Origin of the sequence: Rhodococcus sp. 06-462-5, assembly GCF_002258315.1 — a bacterium.
In the GTDB taxonomy this organism is placed as follows: domain Bacteria; phylum Actinomycetota; class Actinomycetes; order Mycobacteriales; family Mycobacteriaceae; genus Rhodococcoides.
Map to the genome: position 1 here is coordinate 1 of NZ_NOYD01000011.1, position 21,897 is coordinate 21,897.

Genomic DNA, 21,897 nt, shown 5'->3' on the forward strand with positions numbered 1-21,897 from the left:
GCAACGATCTGCCGCATTGTCTTCCGCAGGATCTTGCCCGAGCGGGTCTTCGGCAACGCCCCGACGATCGTCACGTCCCGGAACGTCGCGAGTGCGCCGATCTGATCGCGCACCATGGCCACCAGTTCGGTACGCAGCTGTTCTTCGGTTATGGTCTCCCCGGCCTTGAGCACCACGTAGCCGCTGGGGCGCTGGCCCTTGAGGTCGTCGTGAATACCGATGACGGCGCACTCGCGACGTTCCGGGACGTGACGATCGTCGGGGCGTTGCCGAAGACCCGCTCGGGCAAGATCCTGCGGAAGACAATGCGGCAGATCGTTGCCGGCGAGGAATACGGAGTGCCGTCGACCATCGAGGATCCGGCGGTACTCGACGCGCTGGAGAAGTTGCTCGGCAGGTAGCGAGACGCTAATTCGAGCAACGATGGCCGAAATCCGCGCGCCAGGGGTCGTTCGCGCGAGATAGCGTCGTGCTCATGACAGATCTCGACACACGTCCCGCCGTCGACTGGCTCGCCCTCGGCGCAGTCACCGTCACGGTGGTGTCGTGGGCATCGGCCTTCGTGGCCATCCGCGGCGTTGGCGAATCCTTCGGGGCAGGCCCACTCGCGCTCGGCCGGTTGCTGATCGGATCGTTCGCCCTCGGCGCGATAGTTCTGGCCAACAGACAATGGGTCAAGCCCAACCGCACGCAGTGGCTGCAAATAGCGAGTATCGGCGTGTTCTGGTTCGGCATCTACAACGTCGCCCTCAATGCCGCCGAGCAACGCGTCGATGCCGGTACGACGTCGATGATCATTCAGATCGGTCCGATTCTGGTCGCTCTGTTCGCGGGTCTGCTTCTGGGCGAGGGCTTCCCGAGGTGGCTGGTGATCGGCGCGGGTATCGCGTTCGCCGGCGCGGTGATGGTCGGCGTCGTCACGGCGGTGACCACCACGTCCACGACCAAGACGGACGCCGACTTCCTCGGCATCGCACTGTGTCTGGTGTCCGCGGTGACCTATGCCATCGGAGTCCTCAGCCAGAAGCCGGTGCTGCGCACCATCCCCGGACTTCAGGTCACGTGGATGGCATGCACCATCGGGATGGTCTGCACGCTGCCGTTCGCACCGGCGCTGATCGACGACCTCGGGGCCGCTTCTGCCGGTGCCACCGGCGGATTGATCTACCTCGGCCTGGTCCCGACGGCACTGGCCTTCAGCACCTGGGCCTACGCGTTGACGCGAATGAACGCAGGCAAGCTCGGCATCACCACGTACGCGGTCCCACCGATCACGATCACGCTGGCCTGGCTGCTGCTGGGCGAGGTTCCGCATGTCCTCGCCGTGGTCGGCGGAGTGATCTGCCTGGTGGGAGTCGGGTTGTCCCGCAAAAGATAGGGGTCACTCCGCAGGCTCCGCTCCTGCAGAAGATAGGGGTCACTCCGCAGGCTCCGCTCCTGCAGAAGATAGGAGTCACTCCGCAGGCTCCGCTCCTGCGCTAGATCGCCTTGAACCGCGCGATCGCCACTTCCCGCTCGTGCTTGTGGTCGACGATCGGCTCCGGATATTCCTTGGGCCGGCCGAACTTCAACGTGTGCACGGCTTTTCCTTCTTCACCGCGCAGCTCCGGCACCCAGCGTCGGACATAGTCCCCGGTGGGGTCGAACTTCTCGCCCTGGGTGATGGGATTGAACACGCGAAAGTACGGCGACGCGTCGGTACCGGTTCCCGCGGTCCACTGCCAGCCGTGCTGGTTGCTGGCCAGATCTCCGTCCACGAGATGCTGCATGAAGTAGCGCGCTCCCCGCCACCACGGCAGATGCAGATCCTTGACCAGGAACGACGCGACGATCATGCGAACTCGGTTGTGCATCCACTTCTCGGAGTTCAGTTGCCGCATACCGGCATCGACGATCGGAAAGCCCGTCTCGCCCTTGCACCAGGCGTCGAACAACTCGTCGGCATGCTTGCCCGAGTCCAGTTCGATCGCATCGAACTTCTTGACGTAGTTCTCTCGTGCACTGTCGGGACGCTGAAAGAGGATGTCGCCGTAGAAGTCTCGCCAGCAGATCTGTCGACGATACGACGCCGCGCCCTCGTTGCGGAGCTTTCCCAGGTCGGCCAACATCGTTCGCGGGTGAATGGTTCCGTACTTCAGATGTACCGACATCCGACTCGTCGAGTCGAGATCGGGACGATTGCGCTCGTCGTCGTATGCCGAGACCTCCTCGAGAAATTCCTTCCACTGCTTCGACGCGGCCGCCTCACCCGCTGCCGCGTCGGACGCCTCTTTCTCGGAGGGAATCTTCACTCGCCGAACGCCTTTCACCCCGTCCGGGTCGATCCAGTCGGCAGAGTCGGCCGACGTGTCCGCCGGACCGCGCCAACCGTGTTCCAGCCACTGGCGCGAGTACGGCGTGAACACCTTGTACGGCTCGCCGTCGTTCTTGACGATCCGCCCGGGGGCAACCGCATACGGAGACCCGGTCTCGACCAGGTTCACCTTCTCACCCACACGCTTGTCTCGCTCGCGCCCGTACGGTCCGTAGTCGGCGCTGATGTGCACGTCCTCGGCGTCTATCGCCTTGGCCACCTTCGGGACCACGGTTTCGGGGTCGCCGTGCACGACCATCAGCCGTCCGCCGAGTTGCTCGTCGAGTGCTTCGAGCGAACGGAACAGGAAGTCCTTCCGCGGCCCGCCGGACGGCTTCAGCAGCCGATCGTCGAGCACGAAGAGCCCGAGCACAGGATCTCCCGACTCGGCAGCGGCGGTGATTGTGGGCAGATCCCCCAGACGGAGATCACGGCGAAACCAGACGATCGACATGCTTCCAGTCTTACCCACCGCCGTCCCGAGCAATCCCCGCCCTCGGCCGCTCGATTCTCAGAGAACCGCCAACGATGACTCACCATGGCCGCAACAACGACCTCTACCTTGGGATATACCGAACAGACAAGGAGAACATCATGACGAACACACGCCCTTTCCCCGGTGCACTCTCCCTGATCGACAGCACCTGCACGTTCGAGAAGTACTACGAGCAGCTCTACGCCAAGGCGCCCGCGCTCGCCTGGTCACTCGATGCCGACACCGGCCGCCGCAGTGCCCTCGAGGACTTCTTCGCCAAGACGCCCGAGGAACGCCGCACCACCGTCGACAGCTGGGTTGCATAGCATTGGTCCGGTGAACGAATCGCCGAGCACCCCCGCCACCGTTCTCGTCGTCGACGACGACGCAGACGTGTTGTCGTCGCTGCAACGCGGACTGCGCCTGTCCGGGTTCACCGTCATCACCGCATCGGACGGCGCGGAGGCGCTCGGCGTGGTGTCGCGCTCGACGCCCGACGCCATCGTGCTCGACATCAACATGCCGGTACTCGACGGTGCCAGCGTGGTGACCGCGTTGCGCGCCATGGGAAACGACATTCCGATCTGCGTACTCAGCGCCCGCAGCTCGGTGGACGATCGCATCGCCGGACTCGAATCCGGTGCCGACGATTACCTCACCAAGCCGTTCGTGTTGGCCGAGCTGGTCGCCCGGATCCGAGCGATGCTGCGCCGACGCGGCACCGGTCCGGTTGTGCCGGTGACAGATTCGGGCGCACCGAACTCTGCCGTCGCCATCGGAACCCTGGTGGTCGACATCCCCGGCTATCGCGTCCACCGCGGCGGAGCCGACATCGACCTGACCAAGCGAGAATTCGAGTTGCTGGCCATCCTGGCCCGCAACAAGGGCGTCGTTCTCACGCGAGAGCGACTGCTCGAACTGGTCTGGGGCTACGACTTCGTCGCCGACACCAACGTCGTCGACGTGTTCGTCGGATATCTCCGACGCAAACTCGAGGCCGACGGGTCACCGCGCATCCTGCACACGGTCCGCGGGGTCGGCTTCGTCGTCCGGGACGCCGCATGAGCTTCTCGCTGCGCGCCCGAGTGGCCGCCGCCACGACCCTCGGTGCCACCCTCGTGGTCGCCGCGCTCTCGGTGGTCACCTCGGTCGCCATCTCGCGCAACAACGTCAATCAGCTCGACGAGCGGCTGACGACGGCATCTCAGGTACTGGTCCCGACGTCGACGACGCTCGAGGCCTTCCTCGATCAGCTCTCCGGCGCGTTCGCCGTCACCATCCGCAGCGGCGACATCGTGGTCGCATCCACCCCGACACGGCTGCCCGCGCTCGACACCGGGTCGCAGACCGTGGACGTCGACGGGCAACGCTTCCGGGTCTACACCGCCGTCTCGACCGCGGTGTCGTCCATCTCGATTTCCATCGGCGTGCCGGCGATCGAAGCGCAACAGGTGACCGACGAGCAACAGAAGCAAGTACTGATGTTGGGACTGGCCGCGATCGCGGTGTCCACCGGACTGGGATGGCTCTTCGGTGGCAGAGCCGTCAGACCGTTGGTGACGTTGACCCGGCAGGTCAGCGCGCAACCTCCGACCGCGCCCGAAACCCGCACCGGTGTCACCGAAGCCGATGCGCTCGCCGTCGCGATCGGCGGCATGCTGACCAGACTGAACGAGGCACAGGACCGCACCAATGCCGCGCTCGACACCGCACGCGACTTCGCGGCCGTGTCCGCACACGAGCTGCGGACCCCTCTGACTGCGATGCGCACCGACATCGAGGTGCTCAGAACACTCGACCTAGAGCCGACGCAGCAGCAGGAAATACTGGGAGATCTCGAGCGGACGCAGGGTCGAGTGGAGACCACGCTGACCGCCCTGGAACGACTGGCGTCGGGCGAATTGTCCAGTGAGGGCGACAGAGTCGAGACCGACATCATCGACATCTGTGACGTCGCAGCCCAGGATGCGCAACGACTTCATCCGGGACTCGACATACGCGTCGAGTATGCCGCCGACTCCGAGATCACGATGCGCGCACTGCCGACCGGCCTGAGGCTCGCCGTCGACAACGTGATCGGCAACGCCGTTCGGCACGGCGACGCGACGTCGATCGTCATCACCGCCGAGCGCGAGGGTACGACGGTACGTGTCCTGGTCGACGACAACGGATCCGGCGTTCCCCTCGATGAACGCGAGACGGTGTTCGGTCGGTTCGAGCGCGGCACCCGAGCAGCCAAGGGCGGCTCCGGGCTCGGCCTGGCCCTGGTGGCGCAGCAAGCCCAATTGCACGGCGGGCGGGCCTGGTTCACCGACAGCCCGCTGGGCGGAGCCCGATTGGTGCTGGAGCTGCAGGACAGCTGAAGTACGGCAGTCTTTACGCGGGAGAAACCTGCGGGCCCATCCGAACCGGCGATCATGTACCCATGCACACGTCGTCGGATTTCTTCGTCCCCACCATCGACATCTCGCCGTACGTTCTCGGTGACGCCACCGCGACGGCCGACGCGACCGCCCGGCGCAGCGTCGCGGCGGACATCGATTACGCCTGCAGCACAGTCGGTTTCATGCAGATACTCGGACACGGAGTTTCCGAGAACACCGTGTCCGCACTGGCGTCGGCGATGGATTCGTTCTTCGGACTCGACCCGGCAGCCAAGCGGGCCTACATCTGCCCACCCGAACGCAATCGCGGGTACACCGCCCCGAAGAGCGAATCACTGAGCCTGAGCCTGGGAGTCGAATCGGCGTCGGGCATGAACGACTGGTTCGAGGCCTTCAACGTCGGGACGGGCGAACCGAACACCTGGCCCGACTCCGCGGGGTTCCAGCGCGCCGTCGAAGAGTATTTCGCCGAGGCAGCGCGCGTGGCCCGGACGCTGACCACCGTGTTCGCCGATGCACTCGGTGTGTCACCGAACATGTTCTCCGACATCACCGATCGATCGCTGGACACCCTGCGGATGAACAACTACGCGCTCGAACCAGGCATACAGGTGCCGGACACCGAGCTCACCGGGATGAGCGAGCACACCGACTACGGGTTGGTGACGGTGCTGTGGGCCGATCGAGTGCCCGGTCTGCAGGTTCTCGGCACCGACCGACGGTGGCACGACGTGCAGCCCGTCGAGGGAGCGATGCTGGTCAACCTGGGTGATCTGACGGCCCGACTGACCAACGATCGCTGGATGTCGACGCTGCATCGAGTTCGTCCGCCGATCACCGACGGGACGATCCAGCGCAGGCGTTCCGCCGCCTTCTTCCACGACGGCAACCTCGACGCGGTGATCGCGCCACTGCCGTCGTGCATCGAGCCCGGCGACGTGGCCCGGTACGAACCGGTCACCGTGGCCGAGCACATTCACGCCAAGCTCGCGGGTTCCCGAGGGGGAACTGCCAATGCCTCGGCAACCCGCGAAGCCGAGCGGGTACGCAACGCCGTTATTTGACGTCGAGCAGGTCGATGACGAACACGAGCGTCTTGCCGGACAGGCGGTGACCTGCGCCTGCGGGGCCGTAGGCGAGCTCCGGCGGAATGGTGAGCTGACGGCGTCCGCCGACCTTCATTCCGGGAATGCCGTCCTGCCAACCCTGGATGAGTCCGCGCAGCGGGAACTGGATGGATTCGCCACGGTTCCAGGACGAGTCGAACTCTTCGCCCGAGTCGAACTCGACGCCGACGTAGTGCACCTCGACGTTTCCTCCGGCCACTGCTTCTGCGCCGTCACCCTCGACGAGGTCGACCGTCACCAGGTCCACGGGTGGGGGTCCGGCCTGAAATTCGATCACTGGCTTCGTCACTGAAGTCTCCTGCGGTTGATGCCGGCCCGCCGACGCCGGCTGTGAAGCTCTGGGCATATTCCGCCTCGACTTTACGTCGTGACGATCAGCCGATCGGAGCTGGCATCAAATTCGTCTTGTATTCGCAGGTCAACGTGTTCCCGGTCGCGGGGTCGGCCATCTCGACCTTCCAGGCGTCGGAGAACTGATTCACCCCGTGGTGCATCGAGATGGTGCCCGAGATCAGAACGGTTCCACGCGAGAACAGTCCACGTTCGGTGAGTACATCGAGCCAGTACTGCGGCGCGAGAAGATCGCCGAGCGTTCCGGATTGAATGAGCACTCCGTCGGCCCAGCCGGTCAGGGTGATCTCGTCCAGTCGGTCGGACACCTCGCTCAACCGCCACGCGTCGGTACCCAACACGTCGGGAGCCGCGTTCTTGCTCCACGCGACGCTGTGTACTTCCAGGTCACGGTCGGTGTGATCACACGCCACCGTGAGCAGCACGTCGTCGATCGTGTCGCCCAGAATCACCAGGGCCCACTCGGCCTCACCCGAGGTGCGTCCGTGTTGAACGGCGACGGCATCGGTCTGCTGCGCCAGATAGGGCGAGATGGGGTACAGCGCCGGGGTCACCGTCGGGGCGGGAACGCCCAGTTCGGCCAGCTCCGCGATGTGCGACGCCACCTCCTCCTGGTTGCGTCCGGCATAACCCGCATTGAGCAGGGCGGTCACCTCGACGGATTCGGTCGTGCCGTCGGGCAGCGTGAATGTGAGCATCAGTAACGAACCTCTCCTCGTAAATTATTTGTTTCCGATGCGCCGAAAGCCTTGCGCATACGTCTTGTATACAGCAAGTATGGAGCACGTACAACGGATAGAGTGATCCCAGGCACACGAAGGAGTCGTCATGACCGAACCTGTTTCGGTGGATAGAAAAGGCCTGGCCAAGGCCTTCGCGGCCAGCCTGACCGGAACGGCATTGGAGTGGTACGACTTCGCCGTCTACTCGGCCGCCGCCGCGCTGGTGTTCCCGCTGGTGTTCTTCCCGGACAGCGATCCGCTGACCGGAACATTGCTGGCGTTCTCCACCTACGCCGTCGGGTACATCGCCCGTCCGGTCGGTGGATTCGTCTTCGGACGGCTCGGCGACGTCATCGGGCGAAAACAGCTCCTCGTCATCACGCTGCTGCTGATCGGCGTCACCACGTTCGCCATCGGCTTGATCCCCGGATACGACACCATCGGCATTGCGGCCCCGATCATTCTCGTCACGATGCGGTTCTGCCAGGGCGTTGCCGTCGGCGGCGAGTGGGGCGGAGCCGTTCTGCTCTCCAGTGAATACGGCGATCCCCGCAAGCGCGGCTTCTGGTCCTCCGCAGCGCAGATCGGACCACCTGCGGGCAACCTGCTCGCCAACGGCGCACTGGCAATCCTGACTCTGTCGCTCACGGACCAGCAGTTCGAGTCCTGGGGATGGCGTGTTGCATTCCTCTTCTCGGCCGTACTCGTCGGTTTCGGTCTGTGGATCCGCTTGAAGCTCGAGGACACCCCGGTGTTCAAAGCACTCCAGGAAAGTGGCGATCGCTCGGAAGCCCCGATCAGCGAGGTGTTCAAGACGGAACTGCGACCACTGGTGGCTGGCATCATGTCGCGCGTCGCACCCGACGTCATCTACGCACTGTTCACGGTCTTCTCGATCACCTACGGTACGCAGAAACTGGGCTTCGAACGCAGCGAGGTGTTGACGGCGATCCTGGTCGGATCGGCCTGCCAACTCGGCTTGATCCCGCTGGCCGGAGCGGTCTCCGACCGCATCAACCGACGCCTGGTCTACGGCGTCGCGGCCGTCGGAGGTGTTGCCTGGAGCGCCATCTTCTTCCTCGTCATCGGCGGTGGGTCCTTACCGCTGCTGATCCTCGGCGTGGTTGTGGGCCTGGCGTTCCACTCGTTCATGTACGGGCCACAGGCCGCCTTCGTCACCGAGCAGTTCAGCGTTCGGTTGCGCTCCACCGGTAGTTCGTTGGCGTACACGATCGCCGGTGTGTTCGGCGGGGCGATGGCACCGCTGATCTTCGTGTACCTGTTGGACAAGACCGACAGCTGGGTGCCGATCGTCGGGTACATCGTCGTCGTCGGTGCCGTGACTCTCGTCGGCCTGGCGCTGGGACGCAACCCCGACCCCACCGAGGACGAGCACTACGTGCTGCTGAACCAGGAGCACGAAAAAGCTACGCGCGCAGCAGAGTCTGAAGTGTGACCTCGAGGTGAGCGTCGATCTTCTCGTGCACCAGGCCCTCGTCGCCGACACTCAGTGCGTCGATGATGGCCTGGTGCTCGGCGCACACGCGGTGCTGCCGGTTGGCCGCGGTGAACAGAGCACTCAGACCCACCCGGAGCTGCCGAGCACGCAGTCCTGCGTACGTGCGGGAGAGAAGATCGCTGCCCGCCGAATCGATCAAACTCTGATGGAAGGTGCCGTCCCAGTCGATGAACTCCTTCGGCGCATCCGCACTGTCGGAGTTCATCAGCAATTCCTGCTGCTCGAGCGCATGCTGCATCGCCGCGATAGGAGCGTCTCCGGCGCGCAGCGCCCGGGTGGCCGCGTGCCGTTCGAGGACACCGCGCAGATCCATCAGTTCGGCGATCTGCCGTCCGGACATCGCGGGCACGTGCGCACCGCGCTTGGGCACCATCTCGACCAGCCCCTCGGACTGCAGCATCAGCAACGCTTCGCGAACAGGAGTACGCGACACACCGATTCGAGTGGCCAGCTCCTGCTCGTTGAGAAAAGTGCCGGTGGCGGCCGGTGACGACAGCACCTGATCGCGCACGAACAGATACGCCTTCTCCCTCCCCGACAGCGGCTGCATACGATATGTATACCTGTCTTCCTCCGACGAAACCAGGAGTCACACCGTGAGCACGACCATTCGCATCAGCCTCGCCCAGATCACCAGTGGCGAAGACCCAGCCCGGAACCTCGAACTCATCGACACCCACGCCCGTGCCGCCGCGCACGCCGGCTCGGACCTCGTGGTGTTTCCGGAGGCGATGATGCGGTGTTTCGGCGGACCGATACGCAAGTTCGCCGAGCCTCTCGACGGCGAGTGGGCGAACGTGGTGCGCTCCATTGCCGCCGATGCGGGCATCACCGTCGTCGCCGGAATGTTCACTCCCGCCGCAGACGATCGGGTGACGAACACTCTGCTCGTCGCCGGGCCCGGTATCGACGCGAGCTACGACAAGATTCACCTGTTCGACGCCTTCGGATTCGCCGAATCCGACACCGTCGCACCGGGTTCGGACCCACTCGTGGTGGACATCGCCGGAGTTCGAGTGGGCTTCGCGACCTGCTACGACATCCGATTCCCAGCCCTGTTCCAGAAACTGGGAGATCTCGGCGCGGAACTCGTCGTGGTTCCGGCATCGTGGGGATCCGGTGACGGCAAGGTCGAGCAGTGGACCCTGCTCGCTCGCGCTCGCGCCCTGGATTCGACCACCTTCATCGCAGCCTGCGACCAAGCCGAACCTGCTGCCGCCGAAGGCAATGCGCCGCTGGGCGTGGGACATAGCATCGTCTGCTCCCCCACCGGCGAGATCCTCGGTCAACTCGACGCGACACCGGGAATGCTGACCATCGACATCCACACCGAACTGGTCGACGCCGTGCGCAAGACTCTGCCGGTGTTGAAGAACCGCAAGCATTTCGACGCCTGACGGAGCCGCGAACTCGAAGTTGGGGACGAAATTCGACCGAAAAGCATCCACAACTTCGAGTTCGCGGGAGATACGACAACGCCGCCGGCTCCCGATGGGAGCCGGCGGCGTCGTGTACGGCGAGATCTAGCGGGAGCTGACGTCCTGGTAGTCGCGCTCGGTGTAGCCGGTGTAGATCTGGCGCGGACGGCCGATCTTGCCGGTCGTGTCCTCGTTCTGCTCGCGCCAGTGCGCGATCCAGCCCGGGAGGCGACCCATCGCGAACAGCACCGTGAACATGCGCGGCGGGAAGCCCATCGCGCGGTAGATCAGGCCGGTGTAGAAGTCCACGTTGGGGTAGAGCTTGCGTTCGACGAAGTAATCGTCGGTAAGCGCGGTCTCCTCGAGCTTGAGAGCGATCTCGAGCAGCTCGTCGCCATTGCCCAGCTTGCCGAGAATCGTGTGCGCAGTCTCCTTGACCAGCGTCGCGCGCGGGTCGAAGTTCTTGTACACCCGGTGCCCGAAGCCCATGAGCTTGACGCCGTCTTCCTTGTTCTTGACGCGACGCAGGAAGTCGGTGGCGTCGCCGCCCTCGGCCTTGATCTTGTCCAGCATCTCGAGCACGGCCTGGTTGGCTCCGCCGTGCAGCGGGCCCCACAGCGCGTTGATGCCGCCGGAGATCGAGGTGAACAGGTTGGCCTGCGAGGATCCGACGAGGCGGACCGTCGACGTCGAGCAGTTCTGCTCGTGGTCGGCATGCAGGATGAGCAGCATGTCCAGTGCCTTGACGATCTCGGGATCGACCTCGTACGGCTCGGCCGGGAAGCCGAACGTCAGACGCAGGAAGTTCTCGACCAGGCTCTTGGAGTTGTCCGGGTACAGGAACGGCTGACCGACGGACTTCTTGTAGGCGTACGCCGCGATGGTCGGCAGCTTGGCCAGCAAGCGGATGGTCGAGAGCTCGACCTGCTCCGGATCGTTGGGGTCGAGCGAATCCTGGTAGTACGCCGACAGTGCGTTGACGGCACTCGACAGCACCGGCATCGGGTGCGCGTTTCGGGGGAAGCCGTCGAAGAACCGCTTGAGGTCCTCGTGCAGCAGGGTGTGCCGACGGATCTTGTCGGTGAACTTCTCGAGCTGAGTCTCGGACGGCAGCTCCCCGTAGATCAGCAGGTAGCTGACCTCGATGAACGACGACTTGCCCGCGAGCTGTTCGATCGGGTAACCGCGGTAGCGCAGGATGCCTGCGTCACCGTCGATGTAGGTGATGGCCGACTTCGTCGACGCGGTGTTGACGAACCCGCCGTCCAACGTCGTGTAGCCGGTGGTGGCCAGCAACTTTCCCAGCTCGATGCCGTTGTTGCCCTCGGAGGCCTCGGCAATCGACATGGAGTACTCGCCACCGGGATAGGTGAGGGTGGCTTTGGCATCATTCTCAGCGGGCACGAATGGTCCCTCTCGAACTCGTGTAACGGACACGTACTTGAAGCGGACAGTTCTAACGTCGATAGTGAAACTAGTCTCTCGACGCCTCGGACGCCCACGGAGGGTCGGCACCGGGTCGAGAAACCGTGATTGCTGCTGCTTTCGCGGCGAAATCGAGCGCTTCTCGCCAATCTTGCTTGCTCATCTCTTTCACCGCGTTCGATGTGATAATGCTCTCCTTCTGCAGAAAGCTGAGCAGAGCCCCGTGCACGGTGTCACCAGCGCCGATGGTGTCGACGACGTCGACAGCGACACCCGGCACCGAGACTTCCTCGGCTATGACGATTCCTGTACCCGGCGTCTCCGCGGGTGCCGTGAACACCGAGATTCCGTCACCCCCGCGGGTCATGACCACTGCGGTGACTCCCGACGCGAGCCAGTCGTCCACCGTTGTGCCCTGAGTTCCGAGCCCCAGCCAATGCGAGTCGTCCTCGGAGACCTTGAGGATGTCGATGCTGGGCAACCACGAACGGAAGCGGTCGCGGAACCCGTCGGCAGTGATGTCTCCGCTGGTGCTGTCGATAGCGGCGGGCCGGATGTTGGGGTCGAGCATCGTGAGCTTGCCCGCGGCCCGGGCCCGGTGCAGCAGACCCGCGTACATCGACGCACCGGGCTCGTAGAGCAGCGACAGTGTGCCGAACGAGAGCACGCTGATCTCGTCGGGCAGATCGCCGGGATCGGCGACGAGGCGGTCGGCCGTGCCGTCGGCGTAGAACGAGTACTCGGCGCTGCCGTCGTCGGCGAGGGTGGTCATCGCCAACGTCGTCGGCTCGTCGCCGCGCTGCACCCACGTGGTGTCCACTCCCGCGTCGCGCAGACTCGCCAGGATCTGCTCGCCGAACGGGTCGCGCGAGATCCGCGAGAGATATGCGACGGGCGAACCCAGTCGACCTATCGCGACGGCGACATTGAACGGTCCGCCGCCGAGCTTGGGCGAGAGCAGCGGCCCCTCGTGCACCGGGACCAGATCGACCAACGCCTCGCCGCACACCAGAATGGTCACTTCTCGTACCTCATTCCCCAGGTGCCGGACCAGGATTGCCCCGGATCCAGCACGATCAGATCGATTTCGGAGTTCAACGCATCGGGCGGGCACGTCATCGGCTCGATCGCCAACGCCCGTCCACGATCGGGATAGGCCTGATCGTTGGCGGGATCGGCGGTGAACACCTGAACCCAACCGAAGCTGCTGTCGGTCCACAGCACGGTCGCGGTGCCGTCGGGGCCACGGAGAACATGCTTCGCCGTGCCGTCGGCCTCGGGAAGCGAGGCGCTGAACGGAGTGTCCAGCTGCACGCCCTGCAGTGTTCGCGGCTGCCGGAAGTCGTACTCGGTATCGGCCGTCGGCACCGAATTGCCCACGGGCAGATTGCGTACCGGATCGAGCGGCAGCCGGGTACCCGCGGACAGCTCGAGGGTGCACTCGTCGAGTGGCACGTCCCCCACCCGGACGAAGGTGTGAAAGCCCATCCCGTACGGCGCGGGCGAGTCACCGGTGTTCTTCGCCGACGCGGTGACGGTGAGACCGTCCGCCGACAGCTCGTGCACCACGGTCACCGTGATCGAGAACGGCCAACCCTGATGCGTTCCGATGTCCACGCTCTGCTCGACGCGAGAGTCGGTGTGCTCCACGAGAGTCCACGCCACGCGTCGAACGAATCCGTGACTGGCGTTGTTGCGAGCGGGCTCGGTGATCTCCATCCGGTGCTCGACGCCTTCGAACGTGAACGTGCCGTCTGCCGTCCTGTTGGGCCACGGGGCCAACACCAGTCCCGCCGACAGCGGCGGCTTCGAGCCCGCCTCCCACGTCTCGGTGAGCGGTGCGCCGTCGTACTCGAGCGCCCGAAGGCCCGCCCCGACGGCAGCGATGTCTGCCCGATACTTGCCGCTCGTCAACGAATACGTCTGCGCGTCAGCCATGAGAGCCATTCTTTACCACCGCACCCACTCGGTATCGAATGAACGCCGGAAGTGCCAGTGCGGCGATCGAGACCCCGATGACGACCAGCACTCCACCGCCCGCAGCTGCGGCCGCCGTACCGACGGATGCGGCCGCTGCGCCGTGCAACACATCGCCGATGCGCGGGCCACCGGCGACCACGACGATGAAGACACCCTGCAGGCGACCGCGCATCTCGTCGGTGGCGACCTGCTGCAGCATCGTGCTGCGAAAGGCCGCCGAGATCATGTCGGCTCCGCCGCCGAGGGCCAGGAACGCCAGTGCGAACCACAGGGCGACGGTGGTGGCCCCATCGGTGGCCGCGCCGACGGCCAGACCGAAACCGAGCATCGCCACGCCCCACACCACGATGCAGATCAGCACCGCCAGGCCCTGCCTGCGTACTCGGGGCAGCCAGCCGGAGAACACGCCACCGACCACCGCGCCCGCGGACATCGCTGCGAACAGCATGCCGAGCACCGGACCGCCCGACGCCGGATCGCCGAAGCTCTCGTGTGCGATCTGCGGGAAGAGCGCACGGGGCATCCCGAACACCATCGCGATGATGTCGACGACGAACGAGGCCAGCAACACCTTCTGCGTCGCGAGGTAGGCGAAACCGTCGAACACCGAACGCAATCCGGCGCGTTGACCCGACTTCGCCGGCGGAATCCCCGGCAACCGGATCACGGCCCACAGCGTGGCGAACAGAGCGATGGTGTCGATCAGGTAGAGGGTCTCGAGCCCGATGTAGTAGATGAGGATGCCGGCGCTGAGCGGTCCGGCGATGGCACCGAAGTTCATCACCGTCATGTTCAGCGAGTTCGCGGCGGGCAACTGCTCGGCGGGCAGGATGCGCGGGAGAATTGCGCTGCGCGTCGGCTGGTTCACCGCGAAGAACGCCTGCTGAACGGCCAACAGCACCAGAATGATCCAGACATTGTTCAGGTCGAGAAACGCTTGCAACCAGAACAGCGCCGACGTTCCGATCAGACCGCAGGTGGTGATCATCAACAGGGTGCGGCGGTCCATCACATCGGCCAACGCCCCGCCCCACAGGCCGAAGACGATGAGCGGCACCAGCGCGAAGACACCGGTGAGGCCCACGTAGGCCGAGCTCAGCGTGATCTGGAAAACCTGTTGCGGCACAGCAACAATGGACAATTGAGCACCGATGACGGTGACGATGTTCGCGAGCCACAACCGCTTGTAGGCCGGTGTCTTCAGCGGAGTCGTATCGGCAAGAATGCCGCGCAGTCCGCTCACGGTTGCAGACGCTCGATCACACCGCTTGCCACCGTCAGGCGAATTCGGTTGTGCATACGGCTCGTTCGACCCTGCCAGAACTCGACCGTCTCCGGTTCGACGCGAAAACCGCCCCAGTTCGGCGGAACCGGCACCTCGATTCCGTCGAACGTCGCGGTGACCTCGGCCAGTCGCGCAGCCAGATCCTCCCGCGAGCCGATGGGACGCGACTGCTCGGACGCCCATGCCCCCAGCTGCGAGCCGCGGGGCCGCGTACGCCAATACGCTTCGGTGGTCTCGGCATCGACCTTGACCACCGGGCCGCGGACGGTGAGCTGACGGGCAATTCCGATCCACGGGAACGTGATCGACGCATACGGCGTCGCGGTGAGCGCACGGCCCTTGTCCGAGTCGTAGTTGGTGTAGAAGACCACCCCTGATGCGTCGAAGTCCTTGCACAACACGGTGCGGGTGGCGGGTCTACCTGCCTCGTCGACCGTCCCCAACACGATGGCGTTGGGCTCGGGCAGATTCGCGGCTATCGCGTCGGACAACCACTGTTGCGCCAGCGAACACCACCCGCCCACCAGAGCATCGACGTCGAGGTCCTCGGGCTCTCCGTAGTCCACCCGCATGTTCGCCAGGCGTTGATCATCTGCAGACACAAGCCCAGACGCTACTCCCGCGTAGATCCCGGCTATGGTTCTGACGAAGTACGCCCGGATGCGGCGCAGAGCCGGGTGCAGTTGCGACGAGGGAGTCCACAGGCCATGGCTGTTCAAGAAGTTCCCGAGGATTTCGTCTCCGGCCTCGAAGGTGTCGTCGCGTTCACCTCCGACATCGCCGAGCCCGACAAGGACGGCGGCGCACTGCGGTATCGCGGCGTCGACATCGAGGAACTCGTCGCGCAGAACGTCACTTTCGGCGATGTCTGGGCCCTGCTCGTCGACGGCGAGTTCGGTCGAGGACTCCCCCCGGCCGAACCCTTCCCCCTGCCGATCCACACCGGTGACGTCCGTGTCGACGTCCAAGCCGGCTTGGCGATGCTCGCTCCGATCTGGGGCTACCAGCCGGTGCTCGACATCGACGACTCCACCGCCCGCGACAACCTCGCCCGCGCGTCGGTGATGGCTCTGTCCTACGTCGCCCAGTCCGCTCGTGGCATCTACCAGCCTGCAGTTCCGCAGACCCGCATCGATCAGGCCGCGACCGTCACCGAGCGATTCATGGTCCGGTGGAAGGGCGAACCGGATCCCGCTCACGTCGCCGCCATCGACGCGTACTGGGTCTCGGCCGCCGAGCACGGCATGAACGCCTCGACGTTCACCGCACGCGTCATCGCCTCCACCGGAGCCGACGTCGCCGCCTGCCTGTCCGGTGCCATCGGTGCGATGTCCGGACCTCTGCACGGCGGAGCCCCGGCCCGCGTCCTGCCCATGATCGAAGAGGTCGAGAAGACCGGCGACGCACGCGCCCTGATCACCGGAATCCTGGACCGCAAAGAGAAGCTCATGGGCTTCGGGCACCGCGTCTACCGAGCCGAGGACCCGCGCGCCCGTGTTCTGCGCGCCACGGCGAAGAGACTGAACGCACCGCGCTACGAGGTCGCCGCAGCACTCGAGCAAGCTGCACTGACCGAACTGCGCGAACGCCGCCCCGATCGAGCCATCGAAACCAACGTCGAGTTCTGGGCCGCGGTGATCCTCGACTTCGCCGAGGTACCGGCGCACATGATGCCCGCCATGTTCACCTGTGGACGGACCGCGGGCTGGTGCGCGCACATCCTGGAGCAGAAGCGACTGGGCAAGCTCGTCCGACCTGCTGCCCTCTACACCGGCCCCGAACCGCGCTCACCCGAGTCCGTCGAAGGCTGGGACCTGATCCGGTAGTCGAAGCTGGTATGGCACCCGACTACCCTGTCCAGTGCCATATTCCATCGACGCTAGGACGCGCTACTCCATGGCCGATTTGCCGATCATTCCCGCCGATCTCCTGCCCGCCGACGGACGCTTCGGCTGTGGCCCGTCCAAGGTTCGCCCCGAGCAGCTGCAATCCCTGGTCGACGTCGGCGCTTCCGTGTTCGGCACCAGCCACCGTCAGAAGCCCGTCAAGGACGTCGTCGGACGCGTGCGCAGTGGTCTGAAGGATCTGTTCTCCCTCCCCGAGGGCTACGAGGTCGTCCTCGGCAACGGTGGTACCACCGCATTCTGGGACGCTGCCGCGTTCGGCCTGATTCGCGAGAAGTCGCTGCACCTGACCAACGGCGAGTTCAGCTCCAAGTTCGCCTCGGTGGCCAAGAACAACCCGTTCATCGGTGATCCGATCGTCGTCAAGGCCGAGCCGGGCAGTGCGCCCGAGCCCACCTCCGACCCGTCCGTCGACCTCATCGGTTGGGCGCACAACGAGACCTCGACGGGCGTGGCCATCCCGGTCAGCCGTCCGGCCGGCTCCGAGAACGCCCTCATCGCGATCGACGCCACCTCCGGTGCAGGCGGTCTGCCGGTGAACGTCGCCGATTCGGACGTCTACTACTTCGCTCCGCAGAAGTGCTTCGCCGCCGACGGTGGCCTGTGGGTCGCGCTGATGAGCCCGGCCGCACTGGCCCGCGTCGACGAGATCGCTGCCACGGATCGGTGGGTCCCGGACTTCCTGTCGCTGCCGATCGCCGTCGACAACAGCAGCAAGAACCAGACGTACAACACCCCGGCCGTGGCGACACTGCTGCTCTTCGCCGATCAGATCGAATGGCTCAACTCGCAGGGCGGCCTCGACTGGGCCACCAAGCGCACCGCCGATTCGTCCTCACGTCTGTACGACTGGGCCGAGAACAGCGAATTCGCAACGCCGTTCGTCACGAATCCGGATCACCGCAGTCAGGTCGTCGGCACCATCGACTTCGACGAGAAGGTCGACGCAGCCCAGGTTGCGAAGATTCTGCGCGCCAACGGCGTCGTCGACACCGAGCCGTACCGCAAGCTCGGCCGCAACCAGCTGCGTGTCGGTATGTTCCCGGCCATCGAGCCGGACGACATCACCGCACTGACCAAGAGCATCGACTGGGTCGTGTCCACTCTGAGCTAGTTGACAGCAAGCTCACAGCTCCAGCGCTCCCTTCGAGGCCTACACTTGCTATCAAGTAAGCAAGCGTAACGACCTCGGAGGGAGCGCTCGCATGTACAGGCTCCTGGCATCAGCGCTGCGGATTCGCGTGACACTGGTCTACTGCGCACTCGCGGTGGCAGGCACGGTAGCGCTCGGCCAGATCGGCCCGCACGATCGCTGGCACGTGCTGCACGCGGCGAGTACCAACCTGCACAATCTGACCGACGGCCACCTCGCCACACTCGTCACGAGCGTCTTTCTCACCGAAGGACGGGTGAACTGGCTGTGGCTGGCCGCGGTCGCTCTGTTGTTCGCCGTCGCCGAGTGGATCTCCGGTTGGCGACGCTTTCTGCTGACCTTCAGCGCCGGACACCTCGGTGCGACGGCATTGGTGGCCGTCGGCTTGCTCATCGGCATTCACAACGACTGGCTCGCGGACTCGCTGGCGATGGCCGTCGACGTCGGTGTCAGCTACGCGGCAGCGGCGGTCGCAGGGTCGATGATCAGGTACCTGCCGATGCCGTGGCGTGCAGGCTGGGCTGCACTGTGGATCGGCGTCGTCGCGATCAGTGGAGTATCGGACCCGTCCTTCACCGCCGTCGGGCACGCGATCGCCCTGACCATAGGCTTCGGCCTGGGCGTCCTCTACCTTCGCAGAGACGCATCGACGTTGTCCCACAAAACAATTGGCGGAAGATCGACCGAATGGGTGCAGCCGAGCCCGCAGCTGTCTACCCTCTGAGAGGGAAACGATCGTCGGCAGAAGCGATGCGTGTCGAACACCCACCGAATACGGCAGGTGAACTAGGCTCGAATTCGACGGTATCGCGAGCCGGCGCGATGAGGAGGTCAAGGTGCGAGACTTACGTGTGGTGGGTCTCGAGGCCGACGGAAAGTTCGTCGTGTGCGCAGATCCCAAGACCGGCGACAGATTCCGGCTTCCAGCCGACGACAAGCTCCGCGCGGCCTCTCGCGGTGACATCGCTCGACTAGGACAGATTGAGATCGAAATGGACAGCTTGCTTCGGCCGAAAGAAATTCAGGCCCGTATCCGCAGCGGAGCGACCATCGAACAGGTTGCCGCCGACTCCGGAATGGCCATCAGTCGCGTCGAGGTGTTCGCTCACCCGGTGCTGCTCGAACGCTCGCAGGCCGCGTCGATGGCTCAGGCCGGTCATCCGCTGCGCCACGACGGCCCGGCCGTGCAGACCCTGCTCGAGATCGTCACCCTCGCCTTCCGCGCTCGCGGCCACAATCTCGACGACGCGGCGTGGGACGCCTGGCGCGACGAGGACAACAAGTGGGTCGCGCAGCTGAAGTGGCAGGCGGGCCGCACCACCAACAAGGCGCACTGGCAGTTCCTGCCCGACGGCCACGGCGGCACCATCGCGCCACTCGACGACACCGCACACGAACTGATCGATCCCGACTTCGGACGCCAACTGCGCGGTCTGGCACCGGTGCGCGCACTGACGTCCGCCGAGGATTCCGACGACGATGCCTCGCAGCAGAGCTTCGACGAGTACTACGGCACCACCGCCGACAGCGAAATCGACGCCGAGACCATCGAGGTCGAGCTGGACGATGCGCCGACTCCCGAGCCCGAGCAGCCACGCGAACCGGTGGCCAGGGAGCCCAGGCCCGCACCCAAGCCTGCCGCCGGTCACACCAGCGGCAAGGACAAGCGCGGCAAGCCGGCCATGCCGTCGTGGGAGGACGTCCTGCTCGGCGTTCGCAGCAGCGGTCACAACTGAGTTCTGATGTGACCGATGTGCCGCGCGGTGCAGAACCGCCGACGCTCACACCGTAGGCTTCCCAGGAGGTAACGGAGAGAGAGGTGCCGGTAGTGGGGGCCAAAGTATCAACGATCTGGTACGTGGACGCACCGGATCCCATTTCGGTACTCCGAGAGGCCACCACCTCGGACTGGAATGCTGCCAGCGCACTCGTCGGACGTCTGTACCCCCACCTGACGGCAGTGCCCCTCGGACAGGGTCCGATATCGACTTCGGCGGGCGTGGACGACGATCACGTCTTCATCGGTTGCTACCCGGGCGTCACCGTGGTCTGCGGGTCCAATCTCGCGGTGCCCACACCGTCGACGCTTCCCGAATCCTTCACTCGCCCTCTGGCGTCCGAGCACACCTACCTCGTCGCCTCGGATCCCCAACACGCGTGGGGTGCGTTCGCGTACTGGGAGCGCGGCGAGTTCCGCCGATCCTTCAGCGCCACCCCGGTGTACATCTACGAGGACGCGGGCCTGCCACTGGTGTGGGAGCGATCCTTCTGGGCCGGTGAGCATCCGCTGATCTATCCCCCCGGAGTGATGCCGGATCCGCAGTCGCTGCCGTTCCACCCACAGGAATTCGCCGAGGCGGCCAACGCCGAGTGGCTCGGATTCCGCTACACCGGCGCTCCCCACGCGGACGAATTCGATCCGAACACCCTGCCGGTCTGCGGCTTCACGATGTACGTTCCGGGGCAGGAGCCGCCACCACCGAACCAGAGCTCGAACGGCCGCGCCGCACAGGAACCGATGCCCGACGCCCCCGAGGAGCAGGCACCGCGGCCGAAGAAGCGTTGGTTCTCGCGCAAATAGCGGCTCGGGGCGGGCACCGTTGCACGCAACGACCGCCTGTCGACGGGTTTCCGCCGATTGTCGCCGGTAGTGCGCAACCCTGCCCGCACCTGTTGCCCGGCGAACGTCAGAACGCCAGCGCCGCCAGTGCCACGAAGCTCAGAATGGAACCGATACCGGCTCCGTACACGGCCCAGCGCCACACCGGTATCGCGAGCCACCGCATGACCGTCGGTGCCGCACCCGCGACGACGATGATGTTCAGACCGATCGCGAGCAGCGGATGAATTCTGGCCAGTTCCAGACCGAAGGTCGTCAGTGCCACCCCCACGAGCGCCGCCGAGATCACGGCGATCGGGACTCCGGTCCAGCGGACGCTCGGGTCGTGGTCGGTCACGTCAGGCGCACGCGTTCGTAGAACCCCATCGCAGCGGCCGTGGCCACATTGAGCGAATCGGTGCCGGGAGCCATCGGAATGCGCGCGCGAATGTCCGTGGCGCGCATGGCATGTTCGGTCAGACCCGGACCCTCCGCACCGAGCAACAACGCCACCTTCTCCCCCGTCATCGCCGCCGCCAACGACACCGCCGCCGGATTGGGCGTCAGCGAGATCAGCTGAAAACCATGCGCGCGAACGCGCTCGAGGCCGCGCGGCCACTCGGGCACCTTGGCGAACGGCACCCGCAGCACGTGCCCCATCGATACCCGCACCGAACGTCGATAGAGCGGATCCGCGCACGCGGCCCCGAACAGCACCGCATCCACTCCGAGGCCTGCCGCGTTGCGGAACATCGACCCGAGATTCTCGTGATCGTTGACGCCCTCGAGAATCGCCACAGTCTTCGCATCGGCCAACACCTCGTCGAGATCGAGGGCCGGTGGCCGGTTCGCCGCCGCCAACACTCCACGATTGAGATGGAAGCCGACGACCTCGGCCATCACCTCCGCGGAGGTCCGGTAGAACGGAACATCCGAATCGACGAGATCGTCGCGCAAGGCGTCGAGCCGTCGGTCCACGCCCAGCAGGCTGATCATCGGAAATCGTGAGGTCAGCAGGCGCTGCGCAACCAACACACCCTCGGCGATCACCAGGCCCTTGCCCTCGGGCAGGTCGGGCCGCCGATCCGACGAGTTGAGATCGCGAAAATCGTCCAGTCGCGTGTCCGATGGGTCGTCGATGTCGATTACATGCACCACGTGCTCATCTTGTCACCCGACCGATTTCGAGACTCCGTCGGCGA

The 21,897-nt window shown here is 65.2% G+C and carries 24 protein-coding genes and 1 pseudogene; 13 read left to right on the plus strand and 12 right to left on the minus strand.

The annotated features are described in order from the left end of the window. Window positions 1–245, minus strand: a pseudogene (gene prpE / locus CH251_RS05470) (propionyl-CoA synthetase); the annotation flags it as partial. On the opposite strand from prpE, the gene CH251_RS05475 reads away from it, so the two are divergent. Together CH251_RS05475 and CH251_RS05480 are read left to right on the plus strand one after the other, a co-directional pair. Further along, the gene (locus CH251_RS05475; RefSeq protein ID WP_094612258.1) at window positions 210–401 is read left to right on the plus strand and encodes a hypothetical protein; all 192 of its coding nucleotides are present in this window, start codon (window positions 210–212) and stop codon (window positions 399–401) included. The pseudogene prpE and the gene CH251_RS05475 overlap by 36 nt on opposite strands. A 74-nt stretch (window positions 402–475) precedes the next feature. Then, window positions 476–1,378 (plus strand): DMT family transporter, encoded by a 903-nt coding sequence (locus CH251_RS05480; RefSeq protein WP_094612306.1) that lies wholly within the window; start codon window positions 476–478, stop codon window positions 1,376–1,378. Window positions 1,379–1,478: 100 nt separating this feature from the next. Here the strand turns inward: CH251_RS05480 and CH251_RS05485 are convergent, their stop codons facing one another. Beyond that, window positions 1,479–2,807: a deoxyribodipyrimidine photo-lyase gene (locus tag CH251_RS05485; RefSeq protein WP_094612307.1), complete on the minus strand. Its 1,329-nt coding sequence runs from the start codon at window positions 2,805–2,807 to the stop codon at window positions 1,479–1,481. Between the two features lie 140 nt (window positions 2,808–2,947). Here CH251_RS05485 and CH251_RS05490 point away from each other — a divergent pair, with 140 nt between their 5' ends. From CH251_RS05490 to CH251_RS05505, 4 genes are all read left to right on the plus strand, one after another. Then, window positions 2,948–3,154, plus strand: a complete 207-nt coding sequence (locus CH251_RS05490; protein ID WP_032395828.1) for a hypothetical protein — start codon at window positions 2,948–2,950, stop codon at window positions 3,152–3,154. A gap of 10 nt (window positions 3,155–3,164) precedes the next feature. Next, entirely contained in the window at window positions 3,165–3,893 is a 729-nt protein-coding gene (locus CH251_RS05495; RefSeq protein ID WP_094612259.1) for a response regulator transcription factor, read from the plus strand. Further along, window positions 3,890–5,191 (plus strand): sensor histidine kinase KdpD, encoded by a 1,302-nt coding sequence (locus tag CH251_RS05500; RefSeq protein ID WP_179273516.1) that lies wholly within the window; start codon window positions 3,890–3,892, stop codon window positions 5,189–5,191. Before CH251_RS05495 ends, CH251_RS05500 begins: the two co-directional genes overlap by 4 nt. A gap of 62 nt (window positions 5,192–5,253) precedes the next feature. Further along, on the plus strand, window positions 5,254–6,276 hold the full coding sequence (locus tag CH251_RS05505; RefSeq protein ID WP_094612260.1) for an isopenicillin N synthase family oxygenase: 1,023 nt from the start codon (window positions 5,254–5,256) through the stop codon (window positions 6,274–6,276). On the opposite strand, the gene CH251_RS05510 is transcribed toward CH251_RS05505, so the two are convergent. Then, window positions 6,269–6,628 carry an FKBP-type peptidyl-prolyl cis-trans isomerase gene (locus CH251_RS05510; RefSeq protein ID WP_094612261.1) on the minus strand — a complete coding sequence of 120 codons (360 nt, stop codon included), beginning with the start codon at window positions 6,626–6,628 and terminating at the stop codon, window positions 6,269–6,271. The two genes, CH251_RS05505 and CH251_RS05510, sit on opposite strands and share 8 nt — an antisense overlap. 85 nt (window positions 6,629–6,713) lie before the next feature. After that, window positions 6,714–7,388: a DUF2848 domain-containing protein gene (locus CH251_RS05515; RefSeq protein WP_094612262.1), complete on the minus strand. Its 675-nt coding sequence runs from the start codon at window positions 7,386–7,388 to the stop codon at window positions 6,714–6,716. Between the two features lie 130 nt (window positions 7,389–7,518). On the opposite strand from CH251_RS05515, the gene CH251_RS05520 reads away from it, so the two are divergent. Then, window positions 7,519–8,868 carry an MFS transporter gene (locus tag CH251_RS05520; protein ID WP_094612263.1) on the plus strand — a complete coding sequence of 450 codons (1,350 nt, stop codon included), beginning with the start codon at window positions 7,519–7,521 and terminating at the stop codon, window positions 8,866–8,868. Here CH251_RS05520 and CH251_RS05525 read toward each other — a convergent pair. Further along, window positions 8,840–9,481 carry a GntR family transcriptional regulator gene (locus tag CH251_RS05525; RefSeq protein ID WP_037191747.1) on the minus strand — a complete coding sequence of 214 codons (642 nt, stop codon included), beginning with the start codon at window positions 9,479–9,481 and terminating at the stop codon, window positions 8,840–8,842. The genes CH251_RS05520 and CH251_RS05525 overlap by 29 nt on opposite strands. Window positions 9,482–9,539: 58 nt before the next feature. On the opposite strand from CH251_RS05525, the gene CH251_RS05530 reads away from it, so the two are divergent. Continuing rightward, window positions 9,540–10,328 (plus strand): carbon-nitrogen hydrolase family protein, encoded by a 789-nt coding sequence (locus tag CH251_RS05530; protein WP_218828270.1) that lies wholly within the window; start codon window positions 9,540–9,542, stop codon window positions 10,326–10,328. A gap of 126 nt (window positions 10,329–10,454) precedes the next feature. On the opposite strand, the gene CH251_RS05535 is transcribed toward CH251_RS05530, so the two are convergent. The 5 genes from CH251_RS05535 to pdxH form a co-directional block, all read right to left on the minus strand. Further along, on the minus strand, window positions 10,455–11,753 hold the full coding sequence (locus CH251_RS05535) for a citrate synthase (RefSeq protein ID WP_094612265.1): 1,299 nt from the start codon (window positions 11,751–11,753) through the stop codon (window positions 10,455–10,457). A gap of 70 nt (window positions 11,754–11,823) precedes the next feature. Then, window positions 11,824–12,795, minus strand: a complete 972-nt coding sequence (locus tag CH251_RS05540) for a carbohydrate kinase (protein ID WP_094612266.1) — start codon at window positions 12,793–12,795, stop codon at window positions 11,824–11,826. Next, window positions 12,792–13,721, minus strand: coding sequence for an aldose 1-epimerase family protein (locus CH251_RS05545; protein WP_094612267.1), 930 nt, complete (start codon window positions 13,719–13,721; stop codon window positions 12,792–12,794). The genes CH251_RS05540 and CH251_RS05545 overlap by 4 nt, the downstream gene beginning before the upstream one ends. Then, window positions 13,705–14,997: an MFS transporter gene (locus tag CH251_RS05550; RefSeq protein WP_094612268.1), complete on the minus strand. Its 1,293-nt coding sequence runs from the start codon at window positions 14,995–14,997 to the stop codon at window positions 13,705–13,707. The genes CH251_RS05545 and CH251_RS05550 overlap by 17 nt, the downstream gene beginning before the upstream one ends. Continuing rightward, window positions 14,994–15,611 (minus strand): pyridoxamine 5'-phosphate oxidase, encoded by a 618-nt coding sequence (gene pdxH / locus CH251_RS05555; RefSeq protein WP_143537870.1) that lies wholly within the window; start codon window positions 15,609–15,611, stop codon window positions 14,994–14,996. The genes CH251_RS05550 and pdxH overlap by 4 nt, the downstream gene beginning before the upstream one ends. Before the next feature lie 135 nt (window positions 15,612–15,746). On the opposite strand from pdxH, the gene CH251_RS05560 reads away from it, so the two are divergent. From CH251_RS05560 to CH251_RS05580, 5 genes are all read left to right on the plus strand, one after another. Further along, window positions 15,747–16,865, plus strand: coding sequence for a citrate synthase 2 (locus CH251_RS05560; RefSeq protein ID WP_094612270.1), 1,119 nt, complete (start codon window positions 15,747–15,749; stop codon window positions 16,863–16,865). 70 nt (window positions 16,866–16,935) lie between these two features. Continuing rightward, window positions 16,936–18,057 (plus strand): phosphoserine transaminase, encoded by a 1,122-nt coding sequence (serC, locus tag CH251_RS05565; RefSeq protein WP_094612271.1) that lies wholly within the window; start codon window positions 16,936–16,938, stop codon window positions 18,055–18,057. 91 nt (window positions 18,058–18,148) lie between these two features. Beyond that, on the plus strand, window positions 18,149–18,820 hold the full coding sequence (locus tag CH251_RS05570; RefSeq protein WP_094612272.1) for a rhomboid-like protein: 672 nt from the start codon (window positions 18,149–18,151) through the stop codon (window positions 18,818–18,820). A gap of 112 nt (window positions 18,821–18,932) precedes the next feature. Beyond that, window positions 18,933–19,832, plus strand: a complete 900-nt coding sequence (sepH, locus tag CH251_RS05575) for a septation protein SepH (protein WP_094612273.1) — start codon at window positions 18,933–18,935, stop codon at window positions 19,830–19,832. Window positions 19,833–19,924: 92 nt separating this feature from the next. Then, window positions 19,925–20,677: a hypothetical protein gene (locus tag CH251_RS05580; protein ID WP_256978856.1), complete on the plus strand. Its 753-nt coding sequence runs from the start codon at window positions 19,925–19,927 to the stop codon at window positions 20,675–20,677. Between the two features lie 106 nt (window positions 20,678–20,783). Here CH251_RS05580 and CH251_RS05585 read toward each other — a convergent pair whose 3' ends face one another. Together CH251_RS05585 and CH251_RS05590 are read right to left on the minus strand one after the other, a co-directional pair. Then, window positions 20,784–21,053 carry a DUF2537 domain-containing protein gene (locus tag CH251_RS05585; protein ID WP_094612275.1) on the minus strand — a complete coding sequence of 90 codons (270 nt, stop codon included), beginning with the start codon at window positions 21,051–21,053 and terminating at the stop codon, window positions 20,784–20,786. Continuing rightward, window positions 21,050–21,853 (minus strand): RNA methyltransferase, encoded by an 804-nt coding sequence (locus CH251_RS05590; RefSeq protein WP_094612276.1) that lies wholly within the window; start codon window positions 21,851–21,853, stop codon window positions 21,050–21,052. The genes CH251_RS05585 and CH251_RS05590 overlap by 4 nt, the downstream gene beginning before the upstream one ends. Between the last annotated feature and the right edge of the window lie 44 nt (window positions 21,854–21,897).